General features: G+C 61.6%; 11 protein-coding genes. 8 read left to right on the forward strand and 3 right to left on the reverse strand.

The genetic code is table 11. From position 1 onward, the window contains the following. Positions 1-139 precede the first annotated feature (139 nt). Positions 140-1189, forward strand: a complete 1050-nt coding sequence (locus ASD52_RS15805) for a polysaccharide deacetylase family protein (protein ID WP_025426161.1) — start codon at positions 140-142, stop codon at positions 1187-1189. Positions 1190-1307: 118 nt separating this feature from the next. On the opposite strand, the gene pdxH is transcribed toward ASD52_RS15805, so the two are convergent. After that, positions 1308-1928: a pyridoxamine 5'-phosphate oxidase gene (gene pdxH, locus ASD52_RS15810; RefSeq protein WP_025426162.1), complete on the reverse strand. Its 621-nt coding sequence runs from the start codon at positions 1926-1928 to the stop codon at positions 1308-1310. Between the two features lie 140 nt (positions 1929-2068). Here pdxH and ASD52_RS15815 point away from each other — a divergent pair, with 140 nt between their 5' ends. From ASD52_RS15815 to ASD52_RS15830, 4 genes are all read left to right on the forward strand, one after another. Continuing rightward, positions 2069-2521 (forward strand): RT0821/Lpp0805 family surface protein, encoded by a 453-nt coding sequence (locus ASD52_RS15815; protein ID WP_025426163.1) that lies wholly within the window; start codon positions 2069-2071, stop codon positions 2519-2521. 212 nt (positions 2522-2733) lie between these two features. After that, a complete protein-coding gene (locus ASD52_RS15820; protein WP_025426164.1) occupies positions 2734-3792 on the forward strand; it encodes a DnaJ C-terminal domain-containing protein in 1059 nt (352 codons plus the stop codon). 205 nt (positions 3793-3997) lie between these two features. Further along, on the forward strand, positions 3998-4816 hold the full coding sequence (fabI, locus tag ASD52_RS15825) for an enoyl-ACP reductase FabI (protein WP_025426165.1): 819 nt from the start codon (positions 3998-4000) through the stop codon (positions 4814-4816). Between the two features lie 49 nt (positions 4817-4865). After that, positions 4866-5450 (forward strand): histidine phosphatase family protein, encoded by a 585-nt coding sequence (locus tag ASD52_RS15830; protein WP_025426166.1) that lies wholly within the window; start codon positions 4866-4868, stop codon positions 5448-5450. Positions 5451-5607: 157 nt separating this feature from the next. Here ASD52_RS15830 and ASD52_RS15835 read toward each other — a convergent pair whose 3' ends face one another. Next, positions 5608-5868 carry a DUF1344 domain-containing protein gene (locus tag ASD52_RS15835; protein ID WP_025426167.1) on the reverse strand — a complete coding sequence of 87 codons (261 nt, stop codon included), beginning with the start codon at positions 5866-5868 and terminating at the stop codon, positions 5608-5610. A 297-nt stretch (positions 5869-6165) separates the two neighbouring features. Between ASD52_RS15835 and ASD52_RS15840 the strand changes: the two genes are divergently transcribed. The 3 genes from ASD52_RS15840 to ribB all read left to right on the forward strand — a co-directional run bounded on the left by ASD52_RS15840 (position 6166) and on the right by ribB (position 11882). After that, positions 6166-9345 (forward strand): EAL domain-containing protein, encoded by a 3180-nt coding sequence (locus ASD52_RS15840; protein ID WP_057221513.1) that lies wholly within the window; start codon positions 6166-6168, stop codon positions 9343-9345. A gap of 222 nt (positions 9346-9567) precedes the next feature. Continuing rightward, positions 9568-10668 carry a chorismate synthase gene (gene aroC / locus ASD52_RS15845; protein WP_025426168.1) on the forward strand — a complete coding sequence of 367 codons (1101 nt, stop codon included), beginning with the start codon at positions 9568-9570 and terminating at the stop codon, positions 10666-10668. Positions 10669-10781: 113 nt separating this feature from the next. Continuing rightward, positions 10782-11882 (forward strand): 3,4-dihydroxy-2-butanone-4-phosphate synthase, encoded by a 1101-nt coding sequence (ribB, locus tag ASD52_RS15850; protein ID WP_025426169.1) that lies wholly within the window; start codon positions 10782-10784, stop codon positions 11880-11882. Positions 11883-12024: 142 nt separating this feature from the next. Here ribB and ASD52_RS15855 read toward each other — a convergent pair whose 3' ends face one another. After that, positions 12025-12555, reverse strand: coding sequence for an invasion associated locus B family protein (locus tag ASD52_RS15855; protein ID WP_025426170.1), 531 nt, complete (start codon positions 12553-12555; stop codon positions 12025-12027). Between the last annotated feature and the right edge of the window lie 19 nt (positions 12556-12574).

A 12574-nucleotide genomic window follows, 5' to 3' on the forward strand; every position in this document is an offset into this window, starting at 1 on the left:
ACCTCCATGGTGGTGCACCAGGTCTGGCGCGCCAGGGACACTGTAACGCTTGAAACCCTCCAGACGATCTTCTCCGTAAATCGACCGAGGCGCAAGGAGTTCTGCAGTGATCGATACAGGCTGATTTGAATGGACTGATATGGCGGGTGGGATCACGGCAAGCATCAGGACGAGGGCGCGGCGCGCGGCAATCGCCGGTGGGCTTGAGTTGGCGCACGGTCTAAGCCGCGCTGGCCTGATGCCTGATGCCCGTCGGCGCGGCGCTATTTTCACCCTGCATCACGTCCGCCCGCGGGTTGCCCGGGCCTTTGATCCGAACGCCCATCTCGAAATCACCCCGGAGTTTCTCGATAGGGCCATCACCCGGCTGAAGCGGGACGGCTATCGCTTCATTGCGCTCGACGATTTGCCGACGGCGCTTGCCGACGAGGGTGCAGCGCCCTTCGCCTGCTTCACCCTCGACGACGGGTATCGCAACAATCTCGACCATGCCCAGCCGGTCTTTACGCGGCACGGCGTGCCGTTCACCGTTTTCGTGACCGGCGGGTTCGTCGACCGCACCCATACGCTCTGGTGGGAAACGCTGGCCGATCTGCTCTCGGCAACCACGCAGTTCCGGTTTGATTTCGGTAGCGGCGTGGAGGTACTCAAGGCTGAAAGTAGCGCCGACAAGCACGCGATATTTGGCCGTATGGCCGCCTACATCCACAGTCGCGAGGAAATTGTTTCGGTTGCCGAGCTCGACGCGGCGGCGCTGGAACATGGGATCGATGCGTTGGCTATCACCAAAACGCTGACGCTCGACGAAGCCGGTCTCCGTCTCCTGATTGAAAACCCGCTCGCCAGCCTCGGGGCGCACACCATAAGCCACCGCGCCGTCGCGCGGCTCGGTGATGAACAGGCAAGCCAGGAGATCGAGGCATCCGCCGCCCGCGTCGAAGCCATTGTCGGCCAAAGGCCGCGCAGCTTTGCCTATCCCTATGGGGATCGCCCGGCTGTCTCGCCGCGCGATCAAAGGCTTGCAGCCGATCTCGGCTTTACGGTTGCGGTCACCACCATGCCGGGCACGGTCGCGGCGGCGACGCCGCTAGACGCCTTGCCGCGCATTTCACTTAACGGCCATTTCCAGCGTGCCCGTTACGTTTCGGCGCTCGCCTCGGGCATTCCATTTCGGCTCGGTCGAAGCTAGAATCTTTCCGCTTTAGACGAAACGGAAGCGCTCAAGCTTCTCACTTTTGCGCATTTCCGGGCGGAAAACCGCTGCACACTTTTCCTGGAAATGCTCCAGCCGCCGCCTACCGCGTCCATCATGGGTACATCCGCACCTTTTCCCAGCCACCTTCCGGTGTCTCGCGACGGAACTCCAGGCGGTCGTGCAGTCGGAATGGCCGGTCGTGCCAGAACTCGATCGAGGTCGGGCGGATGCGAAAGCCGGACCAGTATTCCGGACGGGGGATTTCGCCAAGCGCATGGCGGGCCGTGTATTCGGCAACCGCTTTTTCCAACGCGAAGCGGCTTTCGAGCGGACGGGACTGTTTCGAAGCCCAGGCGCCGATGCGGCTGCCGCGCGGTCGCGACTTGAAATATTCGTCCGCCTCGGCCTCCGAGACGATTTCGACAGGCCCGCGCAGCCGTACCTGGCGCCGGAGCGATTTCCAGTGGAAACACATGGCGGCCTTGCGGGCGCCGAGAATTTCGCGGCCCTTCTGGCTTTCGAAATTGGTGTAGAAGACGAAGCCGCGCTCGTCGAAATCCTTGAGCAGAACCATGCGCACATTCGGCAACCCGTCGGGGTCGACGGTCGCCAGCGCCACGGCATTCGGGTCGTTGATCTCGCTGCCTTCCGCGTCTTTCAGCCATGTGCCGAAAAGGGAAAAGGGCTCATTTGCTTCCGTGAAGTCACCGCTTGTTAACTCATTCACCGCCATATTGCCTTCTAACGCCGTGATGTCTGGCGCGGAAACGCTTCGGGATGAGCCCGAGCGGTGTTTCCGCATCGAAAATGTCAGAGCCTGCTTGTTGACTTCCTCGGGAAACGTGCGGCTCTTGCGAGTCTGACAGGATTGCCGTGCAAGACATAGCAAAGTGGATCGATGGCAAGAAGGGGTATTCCTTCTCGGTGATGCGTGGCGCGGCAATTTGCCTGCCCGTGCTCATTATGTCCGGTTGCATGGGAGCCGGCCTCGACATGTTCGGCAGTGGTGTCGATCGCACCGTTTCAACCGGTACCGTTCCCGTTGCCAAAACCTCCGACGGCCTTTCCGATGCGGTCCTGATTCGCAACGCCGTGACCTCAGCCGAACTCGGGCAGGGGTCGCTCAACCCTATTCCCTGGGCAAACGCCACGTCCGGCAGCGCCGGCGTCATCAGCAGCATTCAGGAAGACAACGCCAGCGGCATGCTTTGCCGTCGTTTCACCACGACCCGCCATTCCTATGAGGGCATTGCCAAGTTCGACGGCAGCACCTGCAAGCTCAGCGATGGCGAGTGGTATCTCACCAGCTTCGGTCCGCGCTCCTGAAATCCTGCGTTAACCACGTTTCGGCAAACCGCGGCAGGAACGGTTCGATCGTCGTTTTGACCTGCTCCGTCGTCGCCCCGGCTAACCGATATTTAGCAAGTTCTGCCCATCCTCGCCGCTGAACGGGACGTGCCACAGCACTTGATCCCCGGTTTGAGGCATAAGGCGGGCATCCGGGAGAGGCCGCCGATCAGAGAAGATGGTAGCAAGCCATGCGTGATCCCTATGCAATTCTCGGCGTCCGGCGCACCGCCGGTCAGGACGAAATCAAGGCGGCGTGGCGCTCGGTCGCCAAGGCCATCCATCCCGACCACAATCAGGACGACCCGACTGCCGCCGAGCGCTTTGCCGAAGCAGGCAAGGCCTACGAGCTGCTGCGCGACCCGAAGCTGAGAAGCCGCTACGACTATGCCCGGCGCGAAGCCGAGCTGCGCCGCATGGAGGCGATGAAGGCGAAGATGCGCGGCCCCGAGCCGGAGGAGCAGCCGGTCGATGCGGAAACCGCCGAAGAGGCGGTCTCGCGGATCTTCGGCACAGAGAGCCGTACCAGCGCCGCCAGGCCCGCGCCGAAGCCGGCAGCGGCCAAAGCACCCGAAAGGCCAGCCGCTGCCCCCGAGCCGAAACCCGAGCCTGTCACTGAGCCGAAGCAGGAGGCGGTCGCCAAGACGGAGCCGCCGCTGATGCAGCGTGCCGCAGCACCCGCCGCCGAGCTGGTGGCCGCCATCGTCAGACGCATTCGCGGCCGGGCGGCCAAACCCGCCGACAAGGTTCCAGATCTCGCTGTCGATCTGACCGTCACCATCCAGGACTTGATCGATCGTCAACGCCTGTCCTTGGAATTGCCCGACGGTGAAACCTTCAAGGTCCAGATACCGCCGGGTGCCGTCGACGGACAGACGATCCGCCTGGCGGAGCAGGGCTATCGCGTCACCCGCATGACACGCGGCGACGTCGTCGTCACCCTGCGCGTCGACCAGAGCGGCGATTTCCGAACCAGTGGACTCGATCTGTTCACGACACTGTCCGTCGATCTGCAGAGCGCCGTGCTGGGCTGCGAGCATGTCATCGCTACGCCGATCGGTGAGGCGACCGTTGTCGTTCCGGCCTGGTCCGGGTCGGACAAGGTCATTCGCGTCGACGGCTTCGGGCTGCCGGGTGCCTATGGCGCGCGCGGCGATCTGCTGGTCGAGTTGCGGCTCATTTTGCGCGACACGCCTGATGACAAGGTCACCGACCTCATGAAATCGCTGCGCGACGGCTTTTATTTGTGACGGTTTGCTGACACACTGAACCAATATTACGGGGACTAACAGTTCCTGATCCCGGCCGCGCTTGAACCACCGGAGCGGCTATGCCATAGGCAATTCTCGACAATTTGCCGCACGCGCGCTGACAGCGCAGATCTGGCGTTTTTGAATTTTGTGAAGTCTGGCGTCGGCCATCGTCGATGCCGGCAGATAGTATTGGGGACAATGCATGGCTCAGGCATCGGGTTTGATGAAGGGCAAGCGTGGCGTCATCATGGGCGTCGCGAACAACCGTTCGATTGCATGGGGGATCGCGAAGTCCATCCATGGCCAGGGCGGCGAAGTTGCTCTGACCTATCAGGGTGATGCACTGAAGAAGCGCGTCGAGCCGCTCTTGGCGGAAATCGACGGTTTCATGGCCGGCCACTGCGATGTCAGCGACGAAGCCACCATCGACGAGGTTTTCTCGACGCTTGAAAAGCACTGGGGCAAGATCGACTTCGTCGTTCACGCGATCGGTTTCTCCGACAAGGACGAACTGACCGGGCGCTACGTCGACACGTCGCCGGAAAACTTCGCCAAGACGATGCAGATCTCGGTCTATTCCTTCACCTCGGTCGCCCGGCGCGCTGAAAAGCTGATGACGGACGGCGGCTCGATGCTGACGCTGACGTACTACGGCGCCGAAAAGGTCATGCCGAACTACAACGTCATGGGTGTCGCCAAGGCCGCGCTCGAAGCGAGCGTCAAATACCTGGCGGTCGACCTTGGCCCGAAGAACATCCGCGTCAATGCGATCTCTGCCGGCCCGATCAAGACACTGGCCGCCTCCGGTATCGGCGACTTCCGCTACATCCTGAAGTGGAACGAGTACAACGCACCGCTGCGTCGCACCGTCACCATCGAGGAAGTCGGCGATGTCGGCCTCTACATGCTGTCCGACCTGTCGCGCTCGGTCACGGGTGAGGTTCACCACGCCGACAGCGGCTACCATGTCGTCGGCATGAAGGCGGTAGACGCTCCGGATATCTCCGTCATCAAGGATTGATCGGCGCCGCCGACCGGCCCGAACAGCCTCCTGCCCGGAGCGAAATGTTGTGCTGATCTATGTGATCCGTCACGGACAAACGGACTGGAATGCGGAAAGCCGCCTCCAGGGGCAGAAGGACATCCCTCTCAACGATACCGGCCGCCAGCAGGCGACCGGAAACGGGCTTGCGCTTGGTGCCATCCTCGGCGCCGACGCCGCGCAGTTCGACTTCGTCGCGAGCCCCCTCGGTCGCACCCGCGAAACGATGGAGCGCCTTCGCCGGGCCATGGGTCTTGATCCCACCGCTTACCGCACCGACGACCGGCTGAAGGAAGTCTCCTTCGGCGATTGGGAAGGTTTTACGCTACCGGAGCTGAAACGGTCCGTGCCGGAGCGCATCGCCGAGCGACGCAAAGTGAAATGGGATTTCATCCCGCCCGGCAATGATGCCGAAAGCTACGAGATCCTGTCCTGGCGGATTGCCGCATGGCTCAAGGACGTGAGCAAGCCGACGGTCTGCGTCAGCCATGGCGGCGTCATCCGTGCGCTGTTCAAGCTTTTTGGTGAGATGGACGAAGATGAGGCGGCTTCTGCTGCCATCCCGCAGGATCGTCTGTTGCGGATTGCCGGAAATTCCATCGGCTGGATCTGAGGCTTCCGTCCTGAACGGACCGGTAGAAATGCTCTACCTTTTTGTTTCCACGCATTTCCTGACGGAAAACCGCTTCGCACCTTTCCTGGAAAGCTCTGACGAAGCCGGGTCAGCACACCCGCCCCTCAAGGGGCGGGACTTGGGTTCTTAAATAGTCTTACTGAACGATTTCCAGATCGTTGATCACGCGCTTGCCGTCGACCTCAGTGTAGAACACGAGAACTTTGACGCCGGCGGTGAGACCTTCAAAATTGAATTCTTCAGGCGCCTGATAGCTTTTGCCGTCGTCGAGCTGAAGGCTGAGGCGATCGGTATCGACCCCGGTAATAACGGCCTCTACATCGGCACTTTCGGCAACGGCCGACAAAGGCGCAAGCAAGCCGGCGGTAGCCATGAGCGCGGCAATGACAAAACGCATCTTTCTTGCCCTTTTCAATGTATCTGCGATTATTCTTGTCATCACCCTTTGATCCCCGATTGTGGCAAAAATTGCCTTGCACCGTAGCTTTTGACAGGCTTTCCCTCCATTTCGGGGATGCCCGGCCGGTTGATGGAGACTGAACGCCAAACGTGCAGTTTTCAAGCATTCCGCCGGCTGAGCCGGCGGTGCATCAGCACTGTATCCCCATGAATTGTAGGGTTTTCCAAAGAAATGTGACGAAAGCCAATCTTAAGACTCGATCGCTACCTTCGGTTGGGGATCGAGGGGAATAGAGTGAAGATTGTTGACGTTCTGCGCCAACGCATTCGGGCGGCAGCCAGATTTGCGAAACCGTCGCTGATACCGGCCGCCATCGCGGGCATCGTCGTCTTTAGCGGCGGCCATGTCTATGAGCGCCAAAACCGCGAAAACGCCCGCAGTGATCTCAGGATCGACGTCGAGAATGAACTGAACCTCATTGCCAATCGCCTCCAGTCGGAGGTCAATACCAATATTGCGGCCCTCAACGGTTTCGCCAACAGCATTGGTGTCCATCCCGAGATGACCGCCGATGATTTCACCATCATGTCGACCAAATTGCTGCTGCAGAATCCGCAAATGGTGCGTGCGTCGGCGGCCCCGGGCGGCGTTGTTCGCATCGCCTTTCCGCGCGAAAGCCAGCAATGGTTCGTCGGCACCGACTTCAACAAATTCGGGGCGACTCGCCGCGCCGTTGAGCGCGCATCGTCCACGGTAAAACCGGTCATGATCGGGCCGATCCGTTTGCCGAGCGGGCGCAACGGCTTTGAACTCTTCCTGCCGGTCTTCGCCAAGATCCAGGGGCGCATGGAGCGATGGGGCTACGTTGAAGCAATCCTCGATGAAAGGGCTCTCTACCGATCCGCCCGCCTGCTTGAGGAAGGTGTCGAAACGCCGGAATTCACCGGCGACCACCGTCATGTCGACGTGCATCTCGCAATCCGCGACGTGTCGGAACCGGAGCGTATCCAGGATGCCTTCTTCGGTGACGACAGTGTGTTTCGAATGGCACCGGCCAAACGCCAGCTCACTCTGCCTGGTGGTGTCTGGGAGTTGGCGGCGACACCGATCGGCGGCTGGGAAAAGTTGCCCCAAAACAGCAGGGACCTGCGCTTGGCGATCGCGGCGGCGGTCGCCGTCGTTGTCATTCCTATTCTGCTGGCCGGCGGGCTGGTCAACGAGCGCCAGCGCAACATCGCCAAGCTCCGGGCGCGCGAAGGCGAGGTGATGACGCTTTCGCATCGTCTCAACCTGGCGCTCGAAGCTTCCAAGATCGGCATATGGGAGATCGACCAGGCCACGCAGGAGCGCTCCTGGGACGATCGCATGTTCCATCTGCATGGGCTTACGGTCCATGATGACGAGCCGACCTACGATGAATGGCGCTCGACCGTGCACCCGGATGATGTCGGTATCGCCGCCAACGCGCTCTTCCGCAGCCTTGATGAGGGCCTGGAGTACCGCTCGCAGTATCGGGTCGTGCTGGCCGACGACAGCATACGCCATATCCGCAATGTCGGCTCCGGCCATCAGGGGGTTGATGGCCGGTCCAAGATCACCGGCATCAGCTGGGATGTCACCGATGACGTGCTCAAGAATGAAAGGCTTGGGGCTGCCAAGGCCCAGGTTGACCAGCAGAACCTGGAGCTCGAGCAGGCCCTCATGGGGCTTTACGAGCGCGAGCAGGATCTGGAAAAGCTGTCGCGTCGGCTCGATCTGGCGCTCGACAGCTATCGCTGCGGCATGTGGGAAGCGGATCTCGACAGCAACGTCACCTATTGGGACGAGCGCATGCACCAGCTCTACGGGTTGGTCTACACCGACGGCGCAACGAACGAAGCGACATGGCTCAACGCGCTGCATCCCGACGATCGCGGATCCGCGCTATCGGCGGTCAACACGGCGATCGGCGCGCGCGAAACCTATGTACACCAGGCCCGCGTGGTGCTGACGGAGGGCGCTGTCCGCCACATTCGTTCGGTCGGCAAATTGCATGTCTCGCCGGAGGGGCGCAGGAAACTGGTCGGCATCGCGCTTGATGTGACCGACGACGTGGTGATGACCGAGCAATTGCGCGCCGCCAAGGCGATGGCCGACGCCAAGAATGCCGAGCTCGAACAGGCACGCATCCGCATCGAGCACAATTCGCTGCACGATCCGCTGACGGGCCTGGGCAATCGCCGGATGCTGGACAAGGCGCTTGAGCGTCTGACCGGCCAGAACACCGATGCGCTCCAGAGCATTGCCATCCTTCACATCGACCTCGACCGTTTCAAGCAGATCAACGACACGCTCGGCCATGCGGCCGGCGATGCGATGCTGGTTCATGCGTCGGAGATCCTGCGTTCCAACATGGCGCCGGGTGACATGGTGGCGCGCATCGGGGGCGACGAATTCGTCGTCGTCGTCACCGGCGCGCCGGGCGCTGCCGAACTTGCGGCGCTCTGCGATCGGATCATCGCGGAAATGCGCCAGCCCGTCGATTACAACGGATTTCCCTGTCGCTTCGGCGTCAGCATCGGCGTCGCCGTGGCCCGCCAGGCGCATGCCGACGCACGCAAGCTGCTGGTCAATGCCGACATGGCGCTCTACCGGGCGAAGGAAAACGGCCGCAACCGCTATCAGTTCTTTACCCAGATGCTCCAGGCTGAAGTCGTCACCGCCAAGCGCGTCGCCGATGAAATCCTCGAAGGCATCGAGCGCGACGAGTTCGTGCCCTGGTACCAGCCGCAGTTCGACGCCTCGACATTGGCACTCTCCGGTGTGGAAGCGCTCATCCGCTGGCGCCATCCGCGCCAGGGCATTCTGACGCCGGACAAGTTCCTGGCGATCGCCGATGAACTGAACGTCACCGCGGCGCTTGACCGCCTCGTCCTGGAGAAATCGCTGGCCGACCAGATGCGATGGGCGGCTGCCGGTCTGCGGGTGCCGAAGATCTCCGTCAATGTCTCGGCCAAGCGCCTGCAGGACGAGCGGCTACTCGCCTCGCTCGAAGGCTTGAGCATCGTGCCGGGGCAGATTTCCTTCGAGCTGGTGGAGTCGATCTTCCTCGATGAAAGCGACGACATCGTCACCGCCAATATCGAGGGTATCAAGAAGCTCGGTATCGACATCGAGATCGACGATTTCGGCACGGGCCATACGTCTATCGTCAGCCTGCTCAAGATCAAGCCGAAGCGGTTGAAGATCGACCGGCAGCTCGTGGTCCCGGTTCTCGGCGCCCGCACCGAACAGGCGTTGATCCGGTCGATCATCGATATCGCTCGCTCGCTCGGCATCGAGACGGTGGCAGAAGGGGTCGAGACCATGGCACATGCCGAGATGCTCGGCATTCTCGGCTGCGATCTGCTGCAGGGCTATGCCTTCTCGAAGCCGCTGAGCGCAGAGAACTTCTTGGCATTTGCGACAGATCGGGGGTTGAGACTCGCTTCCTGAGGCGCTTGCAAATTCCCGATATATGTCCCGCAAAAATATGCCGCGGTTTCGCGCGACACGCCCAGGAACAAGAGAACTGAAGCGCAACGGGTTGATCTGAAAGATCGCGACGTGCCTAAGCGGTGGTCGGAAAGACTTCCCCCTGTCCCGGCTTTGCACTAAGAGAGGGGCGCCCGTACATGAAACATGTACGTCCGTTGCTTCTCAGAGTTCGGTTGCCTTATGTCGCACAATACCTTCGGTCACCTCTTCCGCGTCACCACCTGGGGCGAAAGCCACGGCCCGGCGCTTGGCTGTGTGGTGGACGGCTGCCCCCCCGGCATTCGTTTCACGCTCGGCGAACTTCAGGCCTGGCTCGACAAGCGCAAACCCGGCCAGTCACGCTTCGTCACGCAGCGCCGTGAGGACGATCTCGTCAAGGTTCTCTCCGGTGTGATGCTGGATGAGGACGGTGAGACGATGATTTCCACCGGCACACCGATCTCGATGCTGATCGAAAACACCGACCAGCGTTCGAAGGATTATTCGGAGATCTCCAAGCGTTATCGCCCGGGGCATGCCGACTACACCTACGACGTCAAATACGGTATTCGCGATTACCGCGGTGGCGGCCGTTCGTCGGCGCGCGAAACGGCGGCGCGCGTTGCTGCCGGCGGCATCGCCCGCAAGGTGGTGCCGGGGCTGGTCGTGCGCGCTGCACTCGTCCAGATCGGCAAGCACAAGATCGACCGCGCCAACTGGGATTGGGCCGAGGTCAACAACAATCCGTTCTTTGCACCGGACCCGGCGATCGTGCCCGTCTGGGAGGCATATCTGGATGGCATCCGCAAGTCCGGCTCGTCCATCGGCGCCGTCGTCGAAGTGGTGGCCGAGGGCGTGCCGGCCGGCATCGGTGCGCCGATCTACGCCAAGCTCGACCAGGACATCGCTGCAAACCTGATGTCGATCAACGCCGTCAAGGGTGTCGAGATCGGCAACGGCTTTGGCGCCGCCGAAATTACCGGCGAGGAAAATGCCGACGAGATGCGCATCGGCGAAGACGGCAAGCCGGTCTTCCTGTCCAACAATGCCGGCGGCATCCTTGGCGGCATTTCGACCGGCCAGCCGGTCATCGCCCGCTTTGCGATCAAGCCGACTTCTTCTATCCTCACCGAGCGTCGTTCGATCGACAGTGACGGTAACGAGGTGGATGTGCGCACCAAGGGACGTCATGACCCCTGTGTCGGCATCCGCGCCGTGCCGATCGGCGAGGCAATGGTTGCCTGCACGATTGCGGATCACTACCTGCGTGACCGCGGCCAGACCGGCCGGCTTACTGCATAACTCCTTAAATCGGGATCGATTTAAGGGCAAAATTATGCAGCAACTCAAAGTGTTACGGCGACCCTTGCGCTCCTAGACAGGCGCGCCGCTGTAAGTAATTCGGGAAGAACAAGATGTCCTATGACCAGAAGCGTGTCGTTGATGCCATCCGTGCCTTCGAAGCCGGCGAGATTGTCGTCGTCACCGACGATGGCGGCCGTGAGAACGAAGGCGACCTGATCGTCGCCGCGGTCCATTGCACGCCGGAGAAAATGGCCTTCATCGTGCGCCACACCTCGGGCATCGTCTGCACGCCGATGCCGCGCGAAGAGGCAAAGCGCCTCAATCTCAATGCCATGGTGGCAGAGAACGACTCGGCGCACACCACCGCCTTTACCGTCTCGGTCGACTTCAAACACGGCACGACAACCGGCATCTCCGCTGACGATCGCACGCTGACGGTGCGCAACCTTGCCAACCCCAATGTCGGCCCGACCGATTTTGTGCGGCCGGGCCACATCTTCCCGCTGGTTGCCCGCGAAGGCGGCGTTCTGATGCGCTCGGGCCACACGGAGGCGGCCGTCGATCTCTGCAAGCTCGCAAGCCTGCCGCCGATCGGCGTCATCTGCGAACTGGTCAATGACGACGGTACCGTCACGCGCGGCCCGCAGGTCAGCGCGTTTGCCGAAAAGCACGGTTTGAAGCAGGTTTCCGTCGCCGACCTGATCGCCTACCGTCAGCGCAAGGAAACGCTGATCGAGCAGGGCGGTTCGTTCGACATCGAGACACCCTACGGCATGGCCAAGGGACATTCCTACTCGCTCCCCTGGGATCCGATGCAACACCTCGCCGTCGTCTTCGGCGACATCCGCGACGGCGTCGACATTCCGGTTCGCCTGCACCTTGAAAATGTCGGTGCCGACGTTTTCGGCAAGGACTGCCAGATCGACCGGATCATGAAGCGCATGGCCGAAGAGGGCAGGGGCGTCATCGTCTATCTGCGCGAAGGCTCGGTCGGCGTCGGCGTGTCGCAGACCGCCCGCAAGGGCAAGCATGAACGCGAAGCCCATGACGAGGCGCAGGCTCGTGAAAGCGAGTGGCTGGAGATCGGCCTCGGCGCACAGATTCTGAAGGATCTCGGCATCAGCTCCATCCGGCTCATCGCCTCACGCGAGCGCCACTATGTCGGCCTCGAAGGCTTCGGCATCAAGATCGCCGCGACAGACATCATCTGACGCTGAGCGATTGCACGTCTGCACACCTCGCAAGCCCGGACGAACATCCGGGCTTTTGCTTTTTTTGCGCGGTTCTTGGTGTTCGAAACGAAAAAGCCGCGCACGAGGCGCGGCTTTGAAAATCGGTCTGTGGCGAGTGCCATCACGGCAGGGCGTCGTAGCCTTCGCCGAAGCCTTTGAGGTCGACCGGAATGCCAATGCCTTCTTCCGGCGACTGGAAGACGATGAAGGTTGCCGTCGCGCCGGAACGGAAGGTCTTCAACAGTTCGTCTTCGAGCACGACCTCGGCATAGCAGCCGTCGGAGAAGCAGCGCACGAAATAGGCGCGGCCGATATCCTTGCCGTCGACGTTGAGGCCAAGGCCGTTCGGCAACAGCACGCCGAGCGGCGCCAGAACGCGCAGGATCTTCGCCTTGCGGTCGGCGGTCTTCAGCACGACGACCGAGAGGCCGACTTCCGGCCGGTCCTCGGCGATGACGTTCTGCATCAGGGCGCATTGGTCGGTTGACGCACCTGCCGGCTGATCGCAGACGATCGACCATGCGCCATGGTTGGACTTGACCGTTCCGGGCGCGCCAGCGGGTTGTTGGGCAGCACTCGCCGTAGGAAGGGCGAGGACGGCAAATCCGAGAGCGGCAAGAGCCGACAGTCGGGAGAAAAGGGGCAGGCCCATGTAAACCTCAAAACGTCGA

The organism is Ensifer sp. Root142, assembly GCF_001426785.1.
Classification (GTDB): domain Bacteria; phylum Pseudomonadota; class Alphaproteobacteria; order Rhizobiales; family Rhizobiaceae; genus Ensifer; species Ensifer canadensis.

Coding starts and splice junctions, on each gene's coding strand:
- ASD52_RS15805 (WP_025426161.1), top strand. CDS start 140: ATGGCGGGTGGGATCACGGCAAGCATCAGGACGAGGGCGCGGCGCGCG.
- pdxH (WP_025426162.1), bottom strand. CDS start 1,928: ATGGCGGTGAATGAGTTAACAAGCGGTGACTTCACGGAAGCAAATGAG.
- ASD52_RS15820 (WP_025426164.1), top strand. CDS start 2,734: ATGCGTGATCCCTATGCAATTCTCGGCGTCCGGCGCACCGCCGGTCAG.
- fabI (WP_025426165.1), top strand. CDS start 3,998: ATGGCTCAGGCATCGGGTTTGATGAAGGGCAAGCGTGGCGTCATCATG.
- ASD52_RS15835 (WP_025426167.1), bottom strand. CDS start 5,868: ATGCGTTTTGTCATTGCCGCGCTCATGGCTACCGCCGGCTTGCTTGCG.
- aroC (WP_025426168.1), top strand. CDS start 9,568: ATGTCGCACAATACCTTCGGTCACCTCTTCCGCGTCACCACCTGGGGC.
- ribB (WP_025426169.1), top strand. CDS start 10,782: ATGTCCTATGACCAGAAGCGTGTCGTTGATGCCATCCGTGCCTTCGAA.
- ASD52_RS15855 (WP_025426170.1), bottom strand. CDS start 12,555: ATGGGCCTGCCCCTTTTCTCCCGACTGTCGGCTCTTGCCGCTCTCGGA.